This is a genomic window from Marinimicrobium agarilyticum DSM 16975, from assembly GCF_000423345.1.
Classification (GTDB): domain Bacteria; phylum Pseudomonadota; class Gammaproteobacteria; order Pseudomonadales; family Cellvibrionaceae; genus Marinimicrobium; species Marinimicrobium agarilyticum.
Map to the genome: position 1 here is coordinate 132,325 of NZ_AUHU01000006.1, position 22,836 is coordinate 155,160.

The 22,836-nt window shown below is 59.4% G+C and carries 21 protein-coding genes and 1 riboswitch; of the genes, 5 read left to right on the top strand and 16 right to left on the bottom strand.

The features are described from left to right. Positions 1-248: 248 nt before the first annotated feature. The 6 genes from G547_RS0107785 to G547_RS20595 form a co-directional block, all read right to left on the bottom strand. Positions 249-887, bottom strand: a complete 639-nt coding sequence (locus tag G547_RS0107785; protein ID WP_027329371.1) for an urea amidolyase associated protein UAAP2 — start codon at positions 885-887, stop codon at positions 249-251. 9 nt (positions 888-896) lie between these two features. Continuing rightward, positions 897-1,616 (bottom strand): urea amidolyase associated protein UAAP1, encoded by a 720-nt coding sequence (locus G547_RS0107790; protein WP_027329372.1) that lies wholly within the window; start codon positions 1,614-1,616, stop codon positions 897-899. After that, the gene (locus tag G547_RS0107795; RefSeq protein ID WP_027329373.1) at positions 1,606-2,406 is read right to left on the bottom strand and encodes an ABC transporter ATP-binding protein; all 801 of its coding nucleotides are present in this window, start codon (positions 2,404-2,406) and stop codon (positions 1,606-1,608) included. The genes G547_RS0107790 and G547_RS0107795 overlap by 11 nt, the downstream gene beginning before the upstream one ends. A gap of 6 nt (positions 2,407-2,412) precedes the next feature. After that, positions 2,413-3,237 (bottom strand): ABC transporter permease, encoded by an 825-nt coding sequence (locus G547_RS0107800; RefSeq protein ID WP_027329374.1) that lies wholly within the window; start codon positions 3,235-3,237, stop codon positions 2,413-2,415. A gap of 36 nt (positions 3,238-3,273) precedes the next feature. After that, the gene (locus G547_RS0107805; protein ID WP_027329375.1) at positions 3,274-4,317 is read right to left on the bottom strand and encodes a putative urea ABC transporter substrate-binding protein; all 1,044 of its coding nucleotides are present in this window, start codon (positions 4,315-4,317) and stop codon (positions 3,274-3,276) included. A 127-nt stretch (positions 4,318-4,444) separates the two neighbouring features. After that, positions 4,445-4,560: riboswitch (guanidine-I (ykkC/yxkD leader) on the bottom strand. Positions 4,561-4,920: 360 nt separating this feature from the next. Then, entirely contained in the window at positions 4,921-5,121 is a 201-nt protein-coding gene (locus G547_RS20595) for a hypothetical protein (RefSeq protein ID WP_036187657.1), read from the bottom strand. A 330-nt stretch (positions 5,122-5,451) separates the two neighbouring features. Between G547_RS20595 and G547_RS23015 the strand changes: the two genes are divergently transcribed. Further along, on the top strand, positions 5,452-5,616 hold the full coding sequence (locus tag G547_RS23015; protein ID WP_027329376.1) for a DUF1328 domain-containing protein: 165 nt from the start codon (positions 5,452-5,454) through the stop codon (positions 5,614-5,616). An 83-nt stretch (positions 5,617-5,699) separates the two neighbouring features. Here the strand turns inward: G547_RS23015 and G547_RS20600 are convergent, their stop codons facing one another. The 4 genes from G547_RS20600 to G547_RS0107835 form a co-directional block, all read right to left on the bottom strand. Then, complete coding sequence (locus G547_RS20600; protein WP_051235042.1) at positions 5,700-7,082, bottom strand: BNR repeat-containing protein; 1,383 nt, start codon at positions 7,080-7,082, stop codon at positions 5,700-5,702. Between the two features lie 80 nt (positions 7,083-7,162). Continuing rightward, positions 7,163-7,960 (bottom strand): hypothetical protein, encoded by a 798-nt coding sequence (locus tag G547_RS0107825; protein WP_027329377.1) that lies wholly within the window; start codon positions 7,958-7,960, stop codon positions 7,163-7,165. A 47-nt stretch (positions 7,961-8,007) separates the two neighbouring features. Continuing rightward, entirely contained in the window at positions 8,008-9,594 is a 1,587-nt protein-coding gene (locus tag G547_RS0107830; protein WP_051235044.1) for a carbon-nitrogen hydrolase family protein, read from the bottom strand. A gap of 59 nt (positions 9,595-9,653) precedes the next feature. Then, a complete protein-coding gene (locus G547_RS0107835; protein ID WP_211224526.1) occupies positions 9,654-10,991 on the bottom strand; it encodes an MFS transporter in 1,338 nt (445 codons plus the stop codon). Between the two features lie 149 nt (positions 10,992-11,140). On the opposite strand from G547_RS0107835, the gene G547_RS0107840 reads away from it, so the two are divergent. Continuing rightward, on the top strand, positions 11,141-13,483 hold the full coding sequence (locus tag G547_RS0107840; RefSeq protein ID WP_036187660.1) for a fatty acid cis/trans isomerase: 2,343 nt from the start codon (positions 11,141-11,143) through the stop codon (positions 13,481-13,483). 30 nt (positions 13,484-13,513) lie between these two features. On the opposite strand, the gene G547_RS0107845 is transcribed toward G547_RS0107840, so the two are convergent. The 6 genes from G547_RS0107845 to purE form a co-directional block, all read right to left on the bottom strand. Next, positions 13,514-15,238, bottom strand: a complete 1,725-nt coding sequence (locus G547_RS0107845; protein ID WP_027329381.1) for a putative bifunctional diguanylate cyclase/phosphodiesterase — start codon at positions 15,236-15,238, stop codon at positions 13,514-13,516. Positions 15,239-15,529: 291 nt separating this feature from the next. After that, the gene (locus G547_RS0107855) at positions 15,530-15,805 is read right to left on the bottom strand and encodes a helix-turn-helix domain-containing protein (RefSeq protein WP_027329382.1); all 276 of its coding nucleotides are present in this window, start codon (positions 15,803-15,805) and stop codon (positions 15,530-15,532) included. Positions 15,806-16,100: 295 nt separating this feature from the next. Then, positions 16,101-16,946 (bottom strand): M90 family metallopeptidase, encoded by an 846-nt coding sequence (locus tag G547_RS0107860; protein WP_027329383.1) that lies wholly within the window; start codon positions 16,944-16,946, stop codon positions 16,101-16,103. 48 nt (positions 16,947-16,994) lie between these two features. Next, positions 16,995-18,386, bottom strand: a complete 1,392-nt coding sequence (hemN, locus tag G547_RS0107865; RefSeq protein ID WP_027329384.1) for an oxygen-independent coproporphyrinogen III oxidase — start codon at positions 18,384-18,386, stop codon at positions 16,995-16,997. Positions 18,387-18,571: 185 nt separating this feature from the next. Then, a complete protein-coding gene (gene purK, locus G547_RS0107870; RefSeq protein WP_027329385.1) occupies positions 18,572-19,633 on the bottom strand; it encodes a 5-(carboxyamino)imidazole ribonucleotide synthase in 1,062 nt (353 codons plus the stop codon). 47 nt (positions 19,634-19,680) lie between these two features. After that, positions 19,681-20,172, bottom strand: coding sequence for a 5-(carboxyamino)imidazole ribonucleotide mutase (gene purE, locus G547_RS0107875; RefSeq protein ID WP_027329386.1), 492 nt, complete (start codon positions 20,170-20,172; stop codon positions 19,681-19,683). A 243-nt stretch (positions 20,173-20,415) separates the two neighbouring features. Here purE and senA point away from each other — a divergent pair, with 243 nt between their 5' ends. From senA to G547_RS0107890, 3 genes are read left to right on the top strand one after another with little or no spacing between them, the layout of a single operon-like run. Next, complete coding sequence (gene senA, locus G547_RS0107880) at positions 20,416-21,759, top strand: selenoneine synthase SenA (RefSeq protein ID WP_027329387.1); 1,344 nt, start codon at positions 20,416-20,418, stop codon at positions 21,757-21,759. A gap of 15 nt (positions 21,760-21,774) precedes the next feature. Continuing rightward, entirely contained in the window at positions 21,775-22,527 is a 753-nt protein-coding gene (locus tag G547_RS0107885) for a putative 4-mercaptohistidine N1-methyltransferase (RefSeq protein ID WP_027329388.1), read from the top strand. Positions 22,528-22,538: 11 nt separating this feature from the next. Further along, a complete protein-coding gene (locus G547_RS0107890; RefSeq protein ID WP_027329389.1) occupies positions 22,539-22,793 on the top strand; it encodes a hypothetical protein in 255 nt (84 codons plus the stop codon). Positions 22,794-22,836 lie beyond the last annotated feature (43 nt).

Below are 22,836 nucleotides of genomic sequence, written 5' to 3' on the forward strand. Positions count from 1 at the left end.
TGGTTCGTTGCCTTTCCGGGTCGTCCCGGTGGGGCTTTTTTGGTAGAAGCTCTAGTGACGTCCGGTCCAGGGAGGAAACACCTTTTCAAAACACGCCGTGAACCCATCCCTGGGGGCTCGAATCGCGGGTCCCCCGCTCCACGGTTTTGAAAAGGTGTTTCCCCCCTGGACCTCAGTGCCAACATTCAGCGTAGTTCCGTAGGGCGGAGCTGAGCGCAGCGGTACGCATGTTCCACCAGAAACCAACCTCAATCCCACACCAATATTTCAATCGGCGTCGGGTTGTACCCGTTGCAGGGGTTATTCAACTGCGGGCAGTTGGAGATCAATACGATGGTGTCCATCTGTGCCTTCATTTCGACGTACTTCCCGGGAGCGGAGATGCCGTCTTCGAAGGTGAGGCCGCCGTCCGGGGTGATGGGGACGTTCATGAAGAAGTTGATGTTGTGGGTGATGTCCCGTTTGCTCAGGCCCAGTTCTTCGTGTTCAGCGATGGCGAGCATCCAGCTGTCGCGGCAGGCGTGCATGTGGCGTTTGTCGAGGTCGTAGCGCACGGTGTTGCTTTCGGTGGCGCAGGCGCCGCCCAGGGTGTCGTGGCGGCCGCAGGTGTCGGCAACGATGTCGAGCATGATGCGGTTGTAGTTGGAGCGCAGTCGGGTGCCGGCGGTAAGGTAGGCGTTGCCCTGTTCGCGAATGGTGTCCATGGCGCTGTAGCGTTCGGTGGGGTCTTCAGCGCTGTAGAACAGGGTGTCGGCGGCCTGGTTGCCTTCCAGGTCCAGTATGCGAAAGGTCTGTCCGGCTTTGACGATTTTTAGAAAATAGTCTCCCGCGCCCACGGTTTCGCGAAAGTGGGCGTTTTCCGGTTGGAGTTGACTCTCTTTAATCATTTCGCCTCCTTAAGCGCCCAGGTGGTACAAGCGGTTGTTTTCGAAACCGCGCCGGTTTTCCGGGCGGAAGTTCATGCAGTAGTCGTCGTCACCGACCGGGTCGGCTTTCAGGATTCGAATGCCCACCGGTTTTCTGGGGTAGTCGACCGACTGGCTCATGGGGTGGGGGCAGGAGTGCATCACCACCAGGGTGTCCATTTCCAAACGCAGCACGACTTTGCTGCCGGCGGTCGAGTGGTTCTCCGCGAGGCTCAGGTTACCGTCGGCATCGGGGGCGACTTTGCTGAACCAATTGAGGTTGGCGGCCATGTCTTTGGGGCCCAGGCCGTATTTTTCCAGTTCCACCAGAAAGCTGCTCATGCCGTCCTGGTGCCATTGGTTCCGATCGTTCTGGTAGTCCCGCTTACCCCAACGCTCGGCCACCTGTTGTGCATTGCTGGTGCCACACAGGGTTTCGTGCCAACCGAGAGTGTCCTCCACCACGGACGCGAAGATGCGCCCCATGTCGGAGTAGAGGCAGTGGCCCTTGGTCAGTTTGAAGGTGTGCTGGCACTTGAGGGTGTCCGGCGCGTTGTAGCGTTCCAACAGGTTTTCGGGATTGTAGAACAGCATCCCGAGGTTGGCGCCGCCTTCCAGGTCGGTGAGTTCCAATGCCGTGCCGCGCCGAAGGCGAAGGGACCAGTGGCTGGCTGGCGGCAGGGTGGTTTCGTAAAGCGCTTCACTGGCCATGGTGTAGCGTCTCCTTTTTCTGTTCGGTCTGGTTCAGGGATTGGTCGATACGCTGCAAGAGCGCATCGTCGGTCTGCCCGACGGGCAGGTCGTAGGTAATCTTCGCGCCGTAGGCTTCCGGCGCATGGGGGTCGATCCGTTCCTTGTCGAACACCCAGAGGCGGGTCCCCAGATAGAAACCTTCCTGGATGTCGTGGGTGATCATAAAGACGGTCAGGTTAAGCTCGCGCCACAGTTTGAGCACCAATTCGTGCATGTCTTTTCGGATGCCGGGGTCGAGCGCGCCGAAGGGCTCGTCCAGGAGCAGTATTCGCGGCTGCTTGATCAAGGACTGGGCGATGGCCAGGCGCTGCTGCATACCGCCAGAAAGCTCGTGGGGGTATTTGTGCAGCGCCTGTTCCAGCCCCACCGCCTCGAGCATGTCTTTGGCGGTTTGCCGGGCCTTTTTTCTCGCCCCACCGAACAGTCGGGCCAACAGCGGGCTTTGTTCAAACTCCAGGGAGAGCATGACATTTTCCAGCGCCGTCATATGCGGGAACACCGAATAGCGTTGAAAGACAATACCGCGCTCCTCGCTCGGCTCGGCCACCAGAGGAATTCCGTCCAGAAGAATCGCACCCCCAGTGGGGCTTTCAGTGCCCAGAAGCATTTTGAGAAAAGTGGTTTTGCCACAACCGGACGCGCCGACAATGGTAATGAACTCGCCCCGCTCAACAGTCTTATTGAGGTCTTCCAACACCACGGTGTCGCCGTAGCGTTTCCACAGTTTGTCGATCTTTATATAGCTCATGGAACCTCAATTATTGCCGGTCTGTGCGTGAAACCACGGGAAGCATCGCCGTGACAGCAACCTCAGCAACAGGTCAATGAAAAACGCCAGGATGGTAATCCAGACCACGTAGGGCAGAATCACATCCATCGACAGATAGCGGCGAACAAGAAAAATGCGATACCCCAGCCCGTCGGTGGAAGCAATCGCTTCGGCGGCGATCAAAAAAAGCCACGCTGACCCGAGTGAAAGACGAACACTGGTGATCAAGCGGGGCAAGATCTGCGGCAGTATGACTCTTTGAATAATCTGCCAACTACTGGCCCCAAGTGTCTGCGCCTTGATCAGCTGTTCATCGGGAATTTCCATCACGCGCTGCTGCAAGTCGCGACACAGAAACGGCGCAATGCCAATAATGATCAACATCACTTTGGCCAGCTCTCCCAATCCGAACACAATGAACAGGATGGGGAGTATCGCCATCGGCGGCACCAGGGATACCGCCGTCATCAGCGGCGACAGGTTGGCACGAACGTAGGGAATGGCACCGGTCAAGACACCGAACGCCAGGGCAAACGACGCACTGAGGGCCACGCCGATACCCAGGCGCTGCAAGCTGCTGAGCGTATCCTGCCAGAACAGGTACTCTCCGGTGCGGCGACTGGGTTCGAACGCAAGCCGCTCGATCGCGCTACCAAAGCTGTCGAATGACGGCAACAGTTTGTCATTGGGGTTTTCCGCCAAACGGGCATTGCTGGCGCCCACATAGAGCGCGAGCAACAACAGGAAAGGCAGTAGTCCCAGTAGCCAGCGGGCCACGCGATTGGGCTCTTGGTTGATCAGTCGTTTCATTATCGCCTCGGTGTCGGTGTATCGATCAGGGCCGGATTACAATTCTCCGTCGGCAGCCATTTCCATATAGGTGGGGTCAAAACGCAGCTTGATGTTGCCGGTGTTGCCATACACGCCGGACGGGGTCTCCACGCCGATAAAGGTGGCATCGGGCGCGCCTTCGCCGAGCAGGCCGTGCTGGAAGGAAAACTCGGCCACGTACTGCATGGTGGTTTTCAGGTCGTCGCTCTGGGTGAATTCCACGGCGGCGGCGGGGGTGTAGAACATGCGGGTTGAGGCCAGTTGCGATTCGTAGCCGGCCAGATCGGTGCCGGAGGCTTCGCCCATGGCCCTGCGGGCCGCTTTGGCGGAGGCACTGTCACCGCTCATGGTGCTCATGATTTCGTACCAGGCTCCTACGAGGGCTTTTCCGAAATCCGGATTGGCCTTGAGCACGTCGGTCTTCACGACCATCAGGTCAATAATTTCGCCGGGAATCTGGGAGGAATCGAAGACCAGCTTGCTCTCGGGCATGCTGACGATTTCGCTGAGCAGGGGATTCCAGGTCACCACGGAGGTGACATCATCGGAAGTGTAGGCGGAGACCAGATCGGCATCAGACGTGTTCACGACATTGACGTCGCGCTCGGTCATGTCCACCGATTCCAGGGCACGGGCGAGCAGGTAGTGGGAGACGCTCAGCTCCACGAGATTGACGTCCTGGCCTTTGATGGCCTTGAGGTCAGACTCGCCTTTGAGCACAACACCGTCATTGCCGTTGGAGAAGTCCCCCACGATCAGGGCCGTGGAGTCGACACCCCCGGCGGCGGGGATGGTCAACGCATCCATATTGGTCATGGAGCAGCCATCGTACTGGCCAGCGGTGTACTGGTTGATGGACTCGACGTAATCGTTGATCTGAACAACGTCGATCTCGATATCGTATTTGTCGGCCCACTTTTTCACGATGCCTTCATTGGCACCGTAACCCCAGGGCATCCAGCCTACGTAAATCGACCAGCAGATGCTGAACTTATCGCGTTCCTGGGCGCTGGCGGGCAAAGCGAAGACACAAAAAAAAGTGGCAAGTAAAAACCCCATGGTTTTTAACTTGCCACAACAGTGGGTCGGAGAGACTAAAAAAGTTGCGGTCTTGGCTATCATGGTGAACCTCCTGAGGTTACACGGTTTGATGAAAGAGGATTCAACGGCGCCAGCGCCATCTCGAACCTCCCGGGCTTTTGTCCCGCCGTGTAACCTTTCGCAGAAGGTTCCCGCAAAAGGTCGGCTGCTCTCGGACCAGTCGCGCTGCCTTTCAGCGCCGGAACCCTAGCGGCCTATTCAGCGTTGCACCATCAACGGCAACGCCTTAATCAGATTGTCTGTTGAGTTGCTCCAATGGGCCGTCCCATTGAATCCTCTGTACTGTGACTACAGCAATATGAATGCCAAGTGAGCAATATGAACGCCAAGAGCAAAAGTTACCGCAAATACCGATGCTTACCTCGGCAGCATGCTCGTCGAACGCAAAAGCGATGCACCAAAACCAAGCAAAACAGGCGGTACGGCGTCATGTTGGTGCGGTAGGTTTGTAGGAGAGAGGGAAAAAGCTATAAAAGAGGGAAAGTTTTATTCGGAAAAGAACTCACCATAAAGCCTGTGAAACAGGCCGGGAGATCCCGGCCTGATCACTACGAGTCGGTTTTACTCGACCGCATCTTCCGCTTCGTCAGCGGCATCGTCCATGGCATCGCCGGCTTCCTCGGCGGCCTCGTCGATATTTTCTCCCGCCTCTTCGGCCGGACCTTGGTCACAGGCAGTCAGGAATGCACCGCCACCGATGACCATGAAAAATGCCAGGGCCAGTGAACGCAGACGCTTGGAAAGTACGTTTTCTTCATTCATCGTGTTGACTCCTTCAATTCGTAAAAGGGGACTTATCGCTGCCCCGTGAAGTCCGCAGCACCGACTGGATGACGCCATATTCAACATTAAAACCAATTGACGGTTCCAGACAGGCTCGGCTTTAAAAGCCACTGCAGCACACCCATGATCTTAGGCTGAATTGACATAATTCAACAGGGGGTGGCACTGAAAAACATTGAAATGGGAATATTGTCACGTTTTCTATCTTTTCCATGCAACTTTCTGATTTATCGATACCCAAAGGTATGAAGACCTAGCCATTTAGGGACTAGGGGAATTCTGCACAACCACCGTCAAAGGAGTCTGCATATGTTTAGTTGGGCATTCCTGTTTCTGATTATCGCGATTGTTGCCGGCGTACTGGGTTTAAGCGGAATCGCTGGCGCCGCCACCAATATTGCCTGGGTGCTGTTTGTCGTCGGTATCATTCTCGCTATTATCTTCGCCGTCGTAGGGCGTAAACCTCCACTCTGACCACCGGGTGCTGTGTGCGGGTGGAGCCCTTGGACGCTCCACCGGCCACCCGCCCTATCCGTGATCCCATTTGCCTTGGTTTATTAGCGGGCCTCCCAGATGAGCACCTTCAACGGCGAGGCCGACGCATCGCTGCCAGACCGATCGTTGCCGTCAATTTGATCCACATCCTGAAGTAACAGATGGGCCTCACGATTGTTATGCCACTGCGTCGGGTCTACCGAAGGCTCCCAGGCACCCACGCCATCCTCGGTCAGAAAACCCCGTAACCATCGCCCCGCTTGTCCCTCCTTATCGACCGTGTCTCCCAGGTTTTCAAACGTCGCGAGAACCACTCTTCCACCCAGACTGTCATCCCGGTAGATCAGATGGGCACCGACGTTGGTTTCACCCGTTTCCACCAAAAGGGCGGCCCGGGAGATGGGCGGCCGTTTGGTGCCCCAGCCTTTGAGCTCGAAATCGCGCCCCGCCATTGGCCCGGGCCTGGTCAACCAACCTCCATCACGCTGATAAACCACTGAAAATCGTGGTCGCTCGCCCTCGGTGGCGGACCAGTAAGAGCTGATATAGGGGCGGTGTCGAGCGTCGGTCGCAATCACCGGTGGATTCATCAAGTTACGGCTTTGGGGAATTTCCACGGCCACTTCGGCTGAGGCCATGGTGATCGGGAGTGAGTAAGCCGTGCCGTCGGATCTTTCCCAACGGCGCCCGCCGTCCGGAGAATAGGCATAGAGCAGGTCGTGATTACTGGCCACATCCGGTGTTTCGCGCCAAACCCAGGCCAGGTGCAGCCCCCCTGCTGAGTCGATGGTCATATCCCAATAAGCGCTACGTTCGCCCTCACCGTCAATCAGGTTGCTCTGCAGCCGTTGCCATTGTCGGGTATTCGGGTCAAAGCGGTTGAGCACCAGACGGCCGTTCCCGGAACCGCCTTCCCGGTAAAGAAACAGCAAACCTCCGTCCGCCGTGCGATAGAACTGGGGGTAGGTGACGCTGGACTCGGTTCGACCCAGCATGGAGACCGGTGCCCCCAGCGAGAGGGCTCCGGGTGTCTGGCTCACGGCGTATTGAAGAGGGGTGTTGTGGTGGCCCCAGGCCACGTGCAGATAACCCTGGCCGTCGACCACCAGGCTCACCGTGTTGTGGGCATCCTGCACCGCCGTGGTGTAGCCCGTCCTGCGAACCTGCCATTGGGTTTCCCCCAGGCGGCGCTTGGCGAGAGTCAGTTGGCCAGCCGCATCATAGAAGCCGGCGTACTGGTGCTCCTGGTCGGTGAAGAGTGTCTGGCGGCTACCGGCCACCACGTTGACGGAGCTGCCGGCATAGGCGGCGTCAATAATGGGGATCTGGCGGGCAGCGGCCGCTGTCGAGACAGGAGGCTCTGCCGATTGGCAGGCCAACAATGCCAAGAATAATACTGACACCAGCAAGAGGCGCGCGAATCGGGCAAACGGGGTATGACACATGACAGCAACTTATCAATAGTAAGAATTATATGATAAGTAGACCACAGTGCTACCCCTTCATCAAGCCCGCCCCACCGGACTCACTCTTCGGGGGCGGTGGGTACCTCGGCCGTAACGCCGGCTTCCTGAAGGCGAACCAGCGAGCGCGACACCATGATGACCTCCGCTGCCATCACCACAGTAGTGATCACGGCCCCTACGAGCGAGGCTCCGATCCCTGCCGTCTCGGGTACAAACGCCCAACAGATGGCCTGAAACGTCGGCAGCAAACCCACACACAGGAGCATATGGACGCTATTGCCTTCACTCCAGTCCCACGATCGCCCCAGAGAGGGCCCGGTGTCCGGCAGCAGAATCATGGGGAGCGCCAACACCCAGCGCCCGTAAAAGTAATACCCGACCAGCATGGCCGCCGCACTGAGCAGTTGTGCGGTACTGGATGTTTCCGTGGCACCGAGCGTCTCGCTAATGTAGCGGGCAATCACTAATGGAATGATTGACGTCAACAGGGTCAGAATGCCCAGAAGCACGCCCCACCCCAGAAGCCGCCAGTGGGTGTTGGTCCACGCATAGACATTCTCCGGGCTGGCCGCCGCACCTTCCGCCGGCTCTTGCGCCCGGTCAAACAGAAACAAACGATAAAGGCCCAACGTCATACAGGTGGCCACATAGAGCCAGGCCAGCACGCCCACTATCAAAATGCCCACATCACCCGACTGATATTCACCATCGGCGATAACGCGATTGAAGTAAGCGCTCGAGGCGGCCGTAATGACGACCACCGGGAGGAGCATTCTAAGCAAAGTCCCTCCGTGGTAGCGCGCACTGTGCACGGCTTCAAACACAGTGCGCACGAAGGACAGACGCAAACGTTGCATAAAAGCTCCTTGTTGTCTTTAGAGATGGTCCCTGACGGGAACGTTCATCACGACTTGGTGTTACCCCGCCAGCGCATCCGGTACAAGTCATGCCGACGATCTTTCAGGTTCTGCACGGTACCACTGTTGCGCGCCATGAGCAGTGACTCCGGCCGCAAGTCGGCAAAGGCCACCGTCTCCACATTGGGCGTGGTGTCGGCGGCGATGCCGTCCCGGGCGAAGGGGAAGTCGCACGGCGTCAGGATACAACTCTGCGCGTATTGGATATCCATATTGGAAACCCCGGGCAGGTTACCGACGTTACCCGACATGACCACGTACATCTGGTTTTCCACCGCACGGGCCTGGCAGCAGTAACGCACCCGCAGGTAACTCTGGCGTTCATCCGTACAGAAGGGCACAAACAGGATCTGAACACCCTGATCGGCCAGGTGACGCCCCAACTCCGGGAATTCCGAGTCGTAACAGATCAGAACCCCGATCGGCCCACAGTCGGTATCGATGGCGGTGAGATCGCTGCCGCCTTCAATATCCCACCAGTAGCGTTCATTTGGCGTGGGGTGGATTTTGGGTTGCTCAAACACGCGGCCATCGCGCAGAAAAATATAAGAAATATTTTCAATCCGGCCATTCTCCACGCGGGTGGGATGAGAGCCGGCAATAATGTTGACGTTGTAGCTGAGCGCCATGGTCCGAAAGGCTTCTTTGAGCCGCGGCGTGTACTTGGTCAACGCCTCAATGGATTCGAACGGCGACAGCTCCTGGTCTTCAATTGACAGCAGCTGCAGCGTGAACAGCTCCGGGAAGACCACAAAGTCGCTCTTGTAGTCGGCGACCACATCGACAAAGTACTCGATGTATTTGAGAAACTCACCGAAGGAGGTCACCCGCCGCTGCATGTACTGCACCGTGGCAATGCGCACCACATCGGGCATGCGCACGCCGTATTTCTTGACCGGCTTCTCGTCTTCCTGGGGAACCTTCGGGTTGTACCAGACCAGATGCGCGGCGTAGTTCAGGGACTGCTCATCATCGTCCAGGTAATTGGGGATCATGCCAATGACTTCGAAGCCGTTGCGCAGTTGGAACGACAGAACCGGGTCCTTGATCTGTTTGTGGACCACCTGGTCGATGTAGTTTTCCACCGAGCCGACTTTCTTCAGCCTCTTGGCAAGGTTCGGCATGCGTCCGGCAAACACCACGCCCTTGAGCCCCAGTGACTGGCACAGCTTTTTGCGCTCGTTGTAGAGCCGCTGCCCGATTCGATAACCGCGGTAGGCGTTGTCGATACAGACTTCCATCCCGTAAAGCCAATCACCGTGAATATCGTGGCGCGAGGCAAAGCCGTTGCCGGTGATTTCGTTCCAGCTGTGGGGTTTGAGCGCCAACTCCCCGGAAATGCGGAAGGTCGCGCAATAGCCGACCAGCACATCTCCCACCATGACCACGATCTGCCCCTGACGGAAGTTGTTGATCTGCCCCACAATGGCCGCACTGTTGTAGCCTTCCATCTTGAGCGGGGTATAGACCCGGTCCGCCAACGCCACAATCGCCGGCACATCCGCCAGCGTGGCGTTGCGCACGGTCAGGTGCGCACCGGGTTGCCCCAGCTTATTGACCTCTTTTTTCGCCATACTTCATCGGTCCTTACCGTTAACAGACATTATGTCTTCGAATTTCCAGGAGAGGGGCGTCAACCGCTCACCTCTTTCAATGTCAAACCATACACGGCCGCCACCAGCGACATGCCGCCGAGCAGCGCAATGACGCCGGGCACACCGATCCAGACGGTCAGCAACCCAACGGCCCCGAGCACCAGCATCGCCAAACCGATGACGGTGTTGCTGACCGCCACATACTGAGCCCGATTCTCACCAGTGGCCATGTCCACCAGGTAGACCTTTCGTGCCAACCGGGCGCCACCGTGGCAGATGCTGATACCAAAAAAGAGCAACCCGTGGAGCCAGGGCGATGCCAACAGAGCGCCGTCCCACCAGGCCAGCGCCGCCGTCAAGGCACACAAAAGAGCAGCCCCCAGAGACGCCCAGAACATGGCCCAGCGGCTGGAGCGATCGCTGAGCCGCCCCCACACCGGAGAGCTCAAGCTCGCGGCCAGACCACTGGCAATAATCATCAGCCCCAGGCCAGCGGCACCGCTGCCGGCCCGCTCCTGTGCCAACAGGACAAAAAACGGCGGCACCAACGCAATACTCAGCAACAACCCGCGGGCCAGCACAAAGCGCCGAAACGCCCGGTCGGTCAGTAGAATCCCCAAGCTTTTCAAGGCCACCGCCAAGGCGTTGCCGCCGCCTTCGGTCGCCCCCGGCTCCTCCTGAATACGGGTGAACGCCACCAGCGAAAACAACCATAACAGGGCCGCGGCGGCAAGAAAAAAGGTCAGGTTGACCCCCTCTGTGGCGAACTCCGCATACACCCCAACGCCGAATGTCGCCACTCCAGCAGCACTGGCACTGTACCCCATCAGGGTGCCACGACGGGTTTTGGAGACGGTTTTGCCGAGCACATCCTTGGCCGCCACGGAACAGAAGCCGCGGGCAACACTATAGACGATCAATAACCCCACGATCGCCCACCCCACTTGCGATGCCTCCAGAAACCCGGCCGCCGAGGCCATCCCGGCCAGCGACAACATCGAGAGCAACGCGCCCAGTAGCCACACCACCTTGCGCCGGGCGAGGCGTCGAATATAGGCCGCCACCACCAACTGAGGCACCAACACGCCGGCCTCCCGAATGGGCACAAGGAACCCGGCAAAACCGGAAGAGGCCCCGGCCGCCCCGATCAACCAGGGAAGGATCAGGCGTGCACTGGAAAGCTCATCAGCGATTTTGCTGAGGGTGTTGGCCACCAGATAGGCAAAAAAGTTGCGGGGTTGATGCCGGCAGGCGCCATCGGGGATGTCCTTGCAGACGCGGGCATCCTCGTCGTCGCTCAACTGCTCATAAATCCGGCTCAGGCGCGGGTAATCGGGGTACAGCACTTCCCGCTCGGAGGACGGCTCTCGGCTCACAGGTATTCGGTCTCGTTGATGGTTCACAGACAATGACAGTATGGCCCAGTATCCCGACTTCGCCATTTGATGTAAACCGCGCCCCAGAGTGGAACCGCTCGCAACTGGTATACTCCAAGGCGACCTCCATTTTTAACCCAGGACCCCACATGCCCCGCCCACGCTGGCTCTCCAGAGGAACCCTGGCCGCACTCGCACTGATTGTCATAGGCTGCAGCACTATTGGCCACCAGTGGTGGAATGACCACTACGGCGAGCCCGAGCCGCGGGAAGTCTCATCCACGTCCGCGGATGACCGCTTCCAAGGCACCATCAAACCTCTGCTCGAACACCGCTGTACGGTCTGCCACGGCTGTTACGACGCCCCCTGCCAACTGAAAATGGAAGCCCGGGAAGGACTGTTTCGGGGCGCGCATCAAGAAAAGGTGTACGACGGTACCCGCCTGCTCGGCGCCGAAGTAACGCGACTGTTCGAGGATGCCGAGACCACCGCCCAGTGGCGTGAAAAAGGTTTCTATCCCGTGATCAACGAACGCCGCCAGGATGCCGACAGCAACATTGAGGCGAGTGTGCTCGCGCAGATGCTGCAGTTGAAGCGGCGCCACCCTTTGCCGGCCCAGCGGGTCCTTCCCGACAGTTTTGACTTCTCCCTCAACCGGCAATGGCAGTGCCCGCGCATAGAAGGCTTCGACGACTATGCCAAGGATTATCCGCTGTGGGGTATGCCCTACGGGTTGCCAGGCCTCGCCGAGGATGAACACAACACCCTGATCCAGTGGCTCAGAGACGGTGCTCCCGCCGGGCCTCCCACGCCGCTAAGCCAGACGCTGAAAGCGTCGGTGTCGGACTGGGAAACCTTCTTCAATGGCGATAGCCTGAAAGCACGATTGATGAGCCGCTACCTGTACGAACACCTTTTCCTGGCGCACCTGCACCTGGGCGACACGCCCGAGGCCTACTTCAAACTGGTCCGTTCCCGCACACCGCCGGGCGCGCCGATCGATCGCATCAGCACCCGCCGCCCCTTTGATGACCCCGGCACCGACCGGGTCTACTACCGGCTTTGGCGGGACCCGAGCAGCATTGTGGCCAAAAACCACCTGCCTTACTCACTCACCGACGCCCGCCGGGAGCGTTGGCGACAGTGGTTCCTTGAGGCCGACTATCGCGTCTCCCGGCTGCCGGGTTACGAGCCTGAACAGGCCGCCAACCCGTTCGAAACCTTTGTCGACCTGCCGGTGGAGAGCCGCTACCGGTTCCTGCTGGATGAGGCGGAATTCACCATCATGAACTTCATCAAGGGGCCGGTCTGCCGGGGGCAGGTGGCGCTGAACGTGATTCAGGACCACTTCTGGGTGAGCTTTGTAGACCCGGAGTACAGCAGCGACGAAATGGACGCCGAGTTTCTGGCCAAAAACAGTGACCACCTCAAGTTGCCCGCCGGCGTCGGCAACACCTGGCGCCCCCTGAGCAACTGGCACCGCTACTCCCAACTGCAGAAAGACTACCTGGCCGCGAAGGCCACCTACCTTTCCCACAAATTGGGTGAGCGTGTTCCCCTGACGATGGCAATGATCTGGGACGGAGATGGCCACAACCGCAATGCCGCCCTGACAATCTTCCGCCACACCGACAGTGCCAGTATCCACAAAGGGTTCATCGGCCAGCCACCAAAAACCAGTTGGGTCATCGACTACCCTCTGCTCGAACGCATCCATTACCTACTGGTGGCCGGCTTCGATGTCTACGGCAACACCTCTCACCAGCTGCTCAGTCGGCTTTACATGGACTTCCTGCGCATGGAGGGGGAAATGAATTTTATCAGCTTCCTGCCCGATGCCAGACAAGAGCCGACAATTTCCCACTGGTATCAAGACGCGGAAAAGGAACTGCGGGAGTACCTGAATATCTATCGGGGCAATCTGAACGTTCGCACCGGCCTTGCGTTTGATGGCGGCAACGCCCAGCAGCAGCTCTACCGTCACCTGTCGAACCGGTTGCAGCCGGTACTCGACCGAAGCCACTCGGTGGCGGCTCTAGAGCTCAACGACGCGTCAAAAACAGCCTTGGCCCGCCTGAATCAGACCCAGGGCCAACCGCTCACCCTGCTGCCACCAACCACCGTCATCTATATCCCGCAAAAGGCACTGCTCACGCTGACCCACAACTCCGCCTACAGCAATCTCTCATCCATGTTCTCCGAGCAGGCCCGGCGGCTGCCCGACGAGGACAGCCTGACCATCGCCGGTGGTGTGATCGGCACCTATCCCAACAGTTTTCTGATGATGAACGAGCGGGATATCCCGGCGTTTGTTCAGGCCATTGAATCCCTTAAAACCGAGGCCGATTATCGTCGGCTGAAGGACCGCTACGGCGTGCGCCGGGGCGACCCGAACTTCTGGGACATCAGCGATGAAATTCACACGCTCTACCGCCGGCGCGCTGGCGTGGCGGCTGGCCTATTGGACTACAACCGTTTGGAAAACCGTTAGCGAACCATTGAATACCGGCACGCCTGGTCACTAGGGCTCTGGCGGTCGATAAGCGGCAGACCAGGCCATGAACGTGGACGCGGGCATGGCTTTGGCAAAAAGAAAGCCCTGGGCCAAGTCACAGCCTAGCGTTTGCAAAACTCGGAACTGGGCTTTGGTCTCGACGCCTTCCGCGGTCACCGTCAACTCCAGAGCGTGTCCCATATCAATCATACAACCGAGCAACTTTCTGGCCCGTTCGTCGGTGTCGATACCGACCACGAAAGCGCGATCAATCTTGATGCCCGTAATGGGCAGACGACGCAGATAATCAAATGACGCAAAGCCGGTTCCGAAGTCATCAATGGTGACTTTGAAACCGTAACCACGCAGCTTTTCAATAGCCCGCCTGGCCGCCTCCAGATTCTGGATCAAAGCGCTTTCGGTGACTTCGATTTCCACCAATGCGGGGTCGATATCGCAGCGGCTCACCAGGCGTTCAATAAAATTCAGTAATCGATCATCCACCAGATTTCGGGACGAAAAATTGATGCTGGTGGGGCGCCGGAACTGGCGAAGAAACTCGCAACCCTGCTGGCTGACGAACTCCGTAACCGGAGCGATCAGTGTGGTGTTTTCCACCTTGGGCATAAAGAGGTCGGGAGGAATCATTTCCCGAGCACCGTCGCGCCAGCGAATCAGGCATTCACAGCCACCCAGGGCGCCATCTCGAACCCGGACCTTGGGTTGATAATGCAGTTCGAACTCGTTGCGGTCCAGTCCCTGGCGCACGCGCGCGATCAGATGAATATTGTCTCGTGTTTTCTGCTTCAAGGCCGGCTCATACCGACAGTAACTGATGCGCCGCTCCAGGGCCGCAAACAACGCAATGCGCGCTTCGCTCAGCAGCGCATCCAGGCACTGGCGGTAGTGATCTAGACCATGGCGGTAATGATCGGGCTCCGCGGGCGGCGAACTGCCGCCGGTGGTACTGGCGCCGAGCGCCAATTGCACTCGCACGGGGACCCCTTTGACCTGCAGGTTTTCCTCCCCGGCTTCAATGATCGAGCGCACCAGCGTCGAGAGTCGGACGTCGCCACAATCTTTCAGGGGAATGGCGATTTCAGAAATGCTGAAACGATAGACGTTACCGAGCGGTTCCACCAAATGCTTGAGCCGCTGTCCCAGGCGGGAGATCAGTTCATCCGAAGCGTCTGCTCCCATCGCTTCCAGGATATCGGTAGCATCGCTCACCCGCACGATCAACAGGCTCAGGGGCTCACGCCGGGCATAGCTATCGATCAGCCAGCGCTGCAGGTCCTGCTCCAAAGCCACCTGGTTGGGCAGAGCAGAGCGCGGGTCGGTGCGAACAATCTGCTCACGCTCGCGAAACGCGCGGCGCAGGGACTGAAACAACCAGCCAGCCACTCCACCGATGACCAGGTACAACCCCACCCTCAGCACCCAGTTGAACACCGGCTGCGAGACGCCGCGCTCGACGTCCAGGGGCATAGCAGCCATCAGAGCCCCCGCCAACAAGGCCGAAAACAGGCCTCCGGCCAGACCGAACCAGGCCGCCGAAAACAGGACGGGAATCAAAATCAGATAGGGATAGGCGTAGGCCGTGCCACCGGTGCGGTACACCACGTAGGTCGCCGCCGCCAACATGACGGTCACCGCCAAAAGGCACCAGGGAGTGCGGGCCGCCAAGGGCCAGTCCAGCAACTGATAGAAATGCCAGTCCTCGGACCGATTCCATGCCAGGGATCGATTCATGCGCGCCATCCTCCTGTTGGCCAAAACACGCGAGGAACCCTCCCGGGCGGCGGCGAACGCATCCAGGCTGTTCCTGTTTACCTAGTTCTAGTCTAGTTACCGCCCGTCATTTCGCAAGATGCTACATCACAGCCGAGCGCGCCGGATCGCAAGCCAAGGCCCCCAGAGTGCCGACATTGATCGACGGCGTGCTTGTCCTGTGACAAGGACTTAAGTGCCATTCAAGTTAGGAGTGTAGTATCTGTTTTTCAGATATTCAACTGCGGAGGAAGGCGTCAATCAGGAAGGGGGTCATTCTCTCTCACTCTGAGCGTGTTCATAGCACTCCGCCAAGTGACGCTCGAAACGCCCGACCAGGGTTCTCAAATTGATCCCGAACACGTGGCACAAGTCCCTCAGCTGTATCAGGTCAAGGCGGCGAACACCGCGCTCAACGTCACTGATGAACGACTGGGGACGCCCGAGGGCCTGGGAACACTGAGCCTGGGTCAGGCCGGACTCTCCGCGCAATTCCCTGAGCACCTCAAGCAACACTTTTGTTTCCGTTTTGTACAACGATTTGGACATGGCTCCCTACCAGGCTCGTGAGCGGGGGGCCAATTTATCGCTACCGACTCCATATCTGATTAACAGATACGAGATCGCTTTACCGCTTTGCATGAAAATGATGCCATTAACGACAAATGCGACAAGACTCCGCCCCGTCAACAACGATTAGGCAAAGAAGAAAATGGGCACACAAGACACCGTGACAGATACATAGACCACTGCAAATCCTCCCGCTCACAAAAGCGGCGGCGCGATGGTCGCGTACTGTCTGTTTATAGTATTGATCCGAGCGTGGCGCCACCGGCGAAGCGGACTAAACGAACCAGCCGGCGGGATCCAGACGATAGAAACGCCGAAGCTGCTCGTAAACGGCGGGATAAGCCGATACCAGAGTTTCCGGATCGGTGAAAAAAACCTCGGAAATGACCGCGAAAAACTCTTCCGGGTTGGTGCCGGCGTAGGGATCGATCGATACCTGACTCAACACTTCTCCCTGTGTCAGGCCTGGCCGGGACAGTGCGGCGCACAAATGATCATAAGCGGACTGCATGACCTTCGCCCAATCGCCCAGTTGCACCTGATCCAGCAATGGCGGCGTACCATTCATGACGCCATCTCGCCCATCGAGCTGATGCGCGTATTCGTGAATCACCAGGCAGTGACTGTCGTGGCCGCGCAGATCCTGCTCAATATCGGACCAGGACAGCACCACTTTGCCCTGCTCCCAGGACTCGCCCAAGAGTTCGTGCCGCTCATAGCTGACCACGCCCAACTCATTGACCACTTCGCCCTCGCGTACGAAGGCGTCGGGGTAGAGCAACACCACGGGAAAGCCCGACCACTGCATCCGGCCCCGACCGGTGTTCATCAGCGCCGCCTGTGCCAGCGTCAGCACTTTCATCGGCTCAGTGACGGCCAGGCCGTTGCAGCCGTAAAAATCGGTGTGGGCCACCATGACCTGAAGTTGCCGGTGCAGGGCAACCCGGACGGTCTCGGGGAGGTAGGGGTAAAGCCACCAACGGTCGCTCAACCACTGCTGCCAGGTCGCGGGCAGGGGTTTGGTTGCCTCCGCGCGGCGGCGGCGATAGCGCCACACCGGCCCAAACACCAACACCGAGACAACCACCACCGTCACCACAAAAAGCCAGAAAAGCGCCACGCCTTGCCTCCCATTTTTCAATGGAGAGCATTGTACACGGCGCGGGCATCAAATCACTTTGGAATAGCGAATCTGGGTGCCGGCATTAAGGTACTGGTCAAACACCATACAGACCCGGCGAATCAACAGGCGCCCCCGGTTGAGTACCCGAATGCCCTGCTCGTTCAGCTCAATCAGGCCATCGTCCACCATCGGTTGCAGCTCGGCCAATTCCGACCCGAAGTGGCTCGCCGGTTCAATACCGAATTGCTGGCGAAGCGCATCAAAGTCCAACTGAAAATGGCAGATCAACTGATTGATGACGGCGCGGCGCAGATGGTCTTCCTCGGTGAGCGGTACGCCTTTCACCAACGCAGGCTTGCCCTCATCGATGCGTGCCTGGTAGTCCTCCACACGCTTTTCGTTCTGGAGATAAGTACCCCCATAATAGCTGATGGCCGACACCCCGAAAGCAATCAGGTCGCACTCGGCGTGCGTGGAGTAACCCTGAAAATTTCTCTGCATGCGGCCCTGCTGCTGAGCGGTAACCAGGCTGTCATCCGGTTTGGCGAAGTGATCCATCCCGATGTAGACATAGCCGGCGCGCTGCAGTTGCTCGATGGCCGAGTGCAGAATGTCCAGCTTCTCCTCGGCACTGGGCAGCTCCGACTCGTGAATCAGCCGTTGGCTTTTGAACAGGTGCGGCAGGTGCGCATAGTTGAACAGTGACAACCGATCCGGCCCGAGGTCAATCACCTGATTGAGGGTTTCGGTCACGGTAGCGCGGGTTTGCAGCGGCAAACCGTAAATCAGATCCATGCTGATGGAGCGGTAGCCGTGAGCGCGCGCCGCCTGCATCAGCTCATCCACCTGCTCGACGCTGTTGTAGCGGTTCACCGCTTCCTGCACCCGGGGGTTAAAATCCTGCACCCCCATGCTGACCCGATTGAAGCCGAGATCGCGCATATGCACCAGCTTACCCACAGACATACGCCCGGGATGCAGCTCCACCGAGTACTCGCCCTCATCGTTGTCCAGCAACCGGAAGTGGCGTGCGGTGGCGTCCATCAACCAGGACATTTCCTCTTCGCTGATGTAGGTGGGCGTGCCACCGCCCCAGTGCAGTTGGCTGACCGGCCGCTCGGTGTCAAACACCTCGGCCTGCAGAGCCATCTCCCGCTCGACCCGTTCGAGGTAAGGCATGGCACGGCTTCGGTTGTGGGTCACGATTTTATTGCAGGCGCAGTAAAAGCACAGGGTGTCGCAAAACGGAATATGGAAGTAAAGCGACAGCGGCTTTTGGGCGCGGTTGCTACGGGCTACCGCCGCGCGCCACTCGTTCAGGGAGAAGCTTTCGCGGAACTGGGGCGCGGTGGGGTAAGAGGTATACCGGGGGCCGCTCAGGTCATAGCGATCGATGACGGCCTGGTCCCAGGCGAGGGGTTCTTGGTACAGAGACATGGCAGAACTCGGGGTATGGATGGTGCCGGTAGCGTAAAGCCGCCGTACCCGGCGCGCTTTGACGTCAATCAACTCAAAGGCGACTACGCCCCTGGTTGCACCAATTTACCGCCCCGAGCAGGGACGCACCATACCGCCTTGGAGGTAGGCCGCTATTACCTCGGAGTCAGGCCCCGTGGGCTCGGCTATACCTGTGCCAGGGCCCAATCAAACACGCACTGGTCTTCTTCGTCCACCAGCTCGCGCAAGGTTTTAAGGCTCCCCATCACGGTGGAAACATCCGGGCGATGAACGTTGATATGGCCCACTTTGCGACCGGGACGAATCTCTTTCGCATACCAGTGCACATGGGTGCCGGGCACCGAGAGCCAGCGGGGCTGCCAGTCCCGTCCGAGCAGGTTGTACATCATGGTTACGCCATAGACTTCGGGGGTAATCAGCGGCAAATCCGCCACGGCCCGCAAGTGAAGCTCGAACTGACTGATATCCGCCCCGGCCTGGGTCCAGTGGCCGGAGTTGTGCACCCGAGGCGCCAGCTCGTTGACCAACAGGTGGCCATTCTCCACGAAGCATTCCATGGCCATGACGCCCACGTAATTCTGGTCATCCATGATCTTACCGAGCCACTCCTCGGCCAGCCGCTGCTGCTCGGCGGGCACCGGCAGGTTGCCCACGCTGGCGCGCAGAATACCGTTCTGATGCCAGTTGCGGGTCAGCGGGTAATAGACTTTGTGCCCGGCGCGATTGCGCGCGCCCACCAGGGACACTTCATGGCTGAAGGGAATCATCGCCTCGGCGATGCATTCATTGGCCCATTCGGGCAGCGGGGCATCGCCCGGTTGCCAGCGCCATTGGCCACGTCCGTCGTAACCGCCGCGACGGCGCTTGACGATGGCCGGCTGGCCCAGGGATTCAAGCTGCTCGGCCATGCCATCGGCGTCACCCAACGACACCCAGGGCGAAGTGGGCACCTTCAACCGGTCAAGCAGGCTCTTCTGCCGCTGGCGGTCGATGACCGAGTGCAGGGCGGTGGCATTGAGAAAGTTCGGATGCTCCTTGAGTTGCAACCCGCGCGGGGTATCGGGCCAGTGCTCCAGCTCCACGGTGATCACGTCGCTGGCGTTCAGCTCGAGCGGCTCATCCCCCGCGGGATTCACGGGCATGACCCGCACCTGCATGGGCGCGGCGGCCTGTTGAAGCATCTGACCCAATTGACCGTTACCGGCCACGATTATGCGTGGGACCATACTCACTCGTCTCTCTTGCGTTGTCTCAGGGCTAGCGTGGTTCGGGCTTATTCGCCTCGGGGATCCGGGTTGTCCAGGACCGTCTGGGTCTGCTGGTTGCGCCAGTCGGTAATCCGACGGGTCAGGTCCGCATCGCCGGTGGCGAGGATCTGGGCGGCCATCAGGCCGGCGTTGAACGCCCCGGCCCCGCCGATGGCAAGCGTGCCGACCGCCACGCCGCGCGGCATCTGGACGATCGACAGCAGGCTGTCCTGGCCGCTGAGCGCCTTGCTCTGGACCGGCACGCCCAGCACCGGCAGCGTGGTTTTGGCCGCTATCATGCCCGGCAGATGCGCCGCGCCGCCGGCCCCGGCGATAATGACTTTGTAGCCTTCCTCCGCCGCATGCTCGGCGAACTGGAACATCTTATCCGGCGTACGGTGGGCGGACACTACCTCAGTGTGGTACGACACGCCCAGCGTATCCAGAATCGTCGCCGCCTCGGACATGGTCGGCCAGTCCGAACGCGAACCCATCACAATTGCCACTTTGTTAGCCATGGAAGACTCCAATAAACACCGCCGGAAGCGGGCCAGCCCGCCCCCGACCGGGGACCCCGCCACCAGCGATCTGCCGGCCGGGAACTGGAAAAAGGGCGGGATTATAGCAAGGGAACCGGGGAATTTCCCGTTTTATGCTATCGTTGATCGTTCAGCACCCTTGTCAGCGTATGTCACGACCTAACGCATTGCGATGGTCGTCGGACTCCACATCCGCCAAATCGCCACGGGAGGAGGCAGAAAATGGACAACCGAGACACCCTGCTACTCGCCCTGGACAACACCCAGCAGCGCATGCGAGAGCTGATCGACACTCTGGGGGAAGAGAGGCTCCGCGTCCCTTATCACCCCGGCGTCAATCCACCGGTCTGGGAGGCGGGGCACTGCGCCTTTTTCTACGAGACTTTCGTGCGCAAGCCACTTGATGACGTCGGTTCCTATGATCCGACCATGGACGAGATCTGGGACTCTTTCCACCTGGACCACGAGGACCGCTGGAACCCCGAGCTGTTTCCAAGCATGGCGGACACTCTCGCTTATTCCGACGCCATCTACCGGGCGATTCGCCGGCGGATCGAGCAAAAGCCCCTGACCGACGAGGCTCACTACCTCAGCCAATACGCCATCTTTCACCAGAACATGCACATCGAGTCCATGATCTGGTGCCGACAGACCGAAGGCTACCCCGCCCCGCCCGGCACCCGGCTGGCTCCGCAGGAGGCCCCGCAACCCGACCCGGACGCGACCGGAGACGCGCTGATCCCGGCCGGACGCTATCGCATCGGTATGCCCGCACACTCCCCCGACTATGCGCGTCACGATTTCGCCTTCGATAACGAGAAACCCGGCTTCGAGGTGGACCTGCCCGCTTTCCGCATTTCCCGCACCCTGGTCAGCAACGGCGAGTTCCGCCGCTTCGTCGAGGACGGCGGTTACCAGCGGCGCGAGCTCTGGAGTCAGGGTGGCCGCAAATGGTTGGATACCGAGAGAGACCTGGCCTTCGGGACCGCCGAGTCGCCCAGAATCGGTACCCAGACTCACCCCTACTACTGGCACCGAACTCCGACCGGATGGGAAGAACGCCACTTCGACCATTGGCGCCCTCTGCCCGAGGACTTCCCGGTCAAGCATGTGACCTACTGGGAAGCCGAAGCCTACTGCCGCTGGGCCCGTCGCCGCCTGCCCACTGAAATCGAGTGGGAGGTGGCCGCACTGGGCAACCGCCCGGACCAGCCTTTGCGCCGTTACCCCTGGGGCGATGAGATGGACCCCACCCGGGTGGATATGGACGGCATCGGCCTGGCGAGCCAGCCCATCACCGCCCTGCCTCAAGGGGAAAGCCCCTTCGGCTGCCGCCAGATGCTGGGCACCCTGTGGGAATGGACCAGCGACCAATTTCTGCCCTACGACGGCTTTTCCGTGGATATGTACGTGTTTATGTCCACCTTGCAGTTCGGCAGCCACAAAGTCACCCGGGGTGGCTCCTGCGCCACCTCATCACGCCTGATCCGGGGTACCTACCGCCAGGCCTATATGCCTGACCGGAGTGATGCCTTCGTGGGCTTTCGCACCTGTCCTGATGACTGATCCGGAGCCAACGGCATGAACCCCTACGAAACCGACGAGCTGCTCGGCCAGTACCTGGACTTCCACTACGGAGCGGAGCACTTCGGCGTGCCCAACTACCCCCGCGCCTGCGTGGAGCTGGCCCTGGCCACCCACTCCGACCATCGCGAGCGGGCCCTGGATCTGGGTTGCGCCGTCGGGCGCAGCACCTTTGAGCTGGCTCGAACTTTTGACGAGGTGATCGGCATCGATCTGTCTCACCGCTTTATCGCTACCGCTGACGTGCTGGCGAATACCGGGCAGTCTGACTACCGGGTGAGGGAGGAGGGTGAGCTATTCAGCCAACAGACCGTGGAGCTATCGGCGCTCGGCCTCAGTGACGCCGCGGCCCGTGCTCACTTCCAACAGGGCGACGCCTGTGCGCTGGACGCCAGCCTGGGCACCTTTGATCTGGTATTCGCCGGCAACCTGATCGACCGCCTGCCGGACCCGGCGGCTTTTCTCGCCCAGCTGCCGAATCTGGTCAAACCGGGCGGCCTGCTGGTGATCAGCTCGCCCTATACCCTGCTGCCGGAATACACCTCACCCGAGAAATGGATTGGAGGCTTTGTCCAAGACGGTCGCCCCCTTCGCATGCTCGAGGGCCTACGCCGACAGCTTGAGCCGGCCCTGGAGCTTCAAACGCCCACGCGCGAGCTACCCTTTGTGATTCGCGAGACTGCCCGGAAGTACCAACACACACTCGCCGAGGTGAGCCTCTGGCGACGCCCCCTTTTCCCCTCAACCTGAAGGAGCAATCTATGTCAGCGTCCACATTGGCCGGCCAGGTGGTTCTCGAAAATCCTGAAGGCGACGTCATTGAGTTCAGCGGCTCAGACTTCTCCAAAGAAGACGCTTCGGGTTTAATGTCAATCTATCGCTGCGAGCGGGACGGCCTGGACATTCGACTGAGCTACGACGATGAAACCGGTCAGTTTGGCGAGCCGGTAGTGATCGAGGGCGAATCGGACTGGGTGATCACCCATTTCAATCTTCATCTGCCTCAGATTGGGTAACAGTCTCGGGCGTGTCTTTATCAATCTGAAATACGTGGAGTCC

Coding starts and splice junctions, on each gene's coding strand:
- purE (WP_027329386.1), bottom strand. CDS start 20,172: ATGGCTAACAAAGTGGCAATTGTGATGGGTTCGCGTTCGGACTGGCCG.
- G547_RS0107825 (WP_027329377.1), bottom strand. CDS start 7,960: ATGCAACGTTTGCGTCTGTCCTTCGTGCGCACTGTGTTTGAAGCCGTG.
- G547_RS20600 (WP_051235042.1), bottom strand. CDS start 7,082: ATGTGTCATACCCCGTTTGCCCGATTCGCGCGCCTCTTGCTGGTGTCA.
- G547_RS23015 (WP_027329376.1), top strand. CDS start 5,452: ATGTTTAGTTGGGCATTCCTGTTTCTGATTATCGCGATTGTTGCCGGC.
- hemN (WP_027329384.1), bottom strand. CDS start 18,386: ATGTCTCTGTACCAAGAACCCCTCGCCTGGGACCAGGCCGTCATCGAT.
- senA (WP_027329387.1), top strand. CDS start 20,416: ATGGACAACCGAGACACCCTGCTACTCGCCCTGGACAACACCCAGCAG.
- purK (WP_027329385.1), bottom strand. CDS start 19,633: ATGGTCCCACGCATAATCGTGGCCGGTAACGGTCAATTGGGTCAGATG.
- G547_RS0107830 (WP_051235044.1), bottom strand. CDS start 9,594: ATGGCGAAAAAAGAGGTCAATAAGCTGGGGCAACCCGGTGCGCACCTG.
- G547_RS0107795 (WP_027329373.1), bottom strand. CDS start 2,406: ATGAGCTATATAAAGATCGACAAACTGTGGAAACGCTACGGCGACACC.
- G547_RS0107885 (WP_027329388.1), top strand. CDS start 21,775: ATGAACCCCTACGAAACCGACGAGCTGCTCGGCCAGTACCTGGACTTC.
- G547_RS0107800 (WP_027329374.1), bottom strand. CDS start 3,237: ATGAAACGACTGATCAACCAAGAGCCCAATCGCGTGGCCCGCTGGCTA.
- G547_RS20595 (WP_036187657.1), bottom strand. CDS start 5,121: ATGAATGAAGAAAACGTACTTTCCAAGCGTCTGCGTTCACTGGCCCTG.
- G547_RS0107845 (WP_027329381.1), bottom strand. CDS start 15,238: ATGAATCGATCCCTGGCATGGAATCGGTCCGAGGACTGGCATTTCTAT.
- G547_RS0107855 (WP_027329382.1), bottom strand. CDS start 15,805: ATGTCCAAATCGTTGTACAAAACGGAAACAAAAGTGTTGCTTGAGGTG.
- G547_RS0107840 (WP_036187660.1), top strand. CDS start 11,141: ATGCCCCGCCCACGCTGGCTCTCCAGAGGAACCCTGGCCGCACTCGCA.
- G547_RS0107890 (WP_027329389.1), top strand. CDS start 22,539: ATGTCAGCGTCCACATTGGCCGGCCAGGTGGTTCTCGAAAATCCTGAA.
- G547_RS0107785 (WP_027329371.1), bottom strand. CDS start 887: ATGATTAAAGAGAGTCAACTCCAACCGGAAAACGCCCACTTTCGCGAA.
- G547_RS0107805 (WP_027329375.1), bottom strand. CDS start 4,317: ATGGGGTTTTTACTTGCCACTTTTTTTTGTGTCTTCGCTTTGCCCGCC.
- G547_RS0107790 (WP_027329372.1), bottom strand. CDS start 1,616: ATGGCCAGTGAAGCGCTTTACGAAACCACCCTGCCGCCAGCCAGCCAC.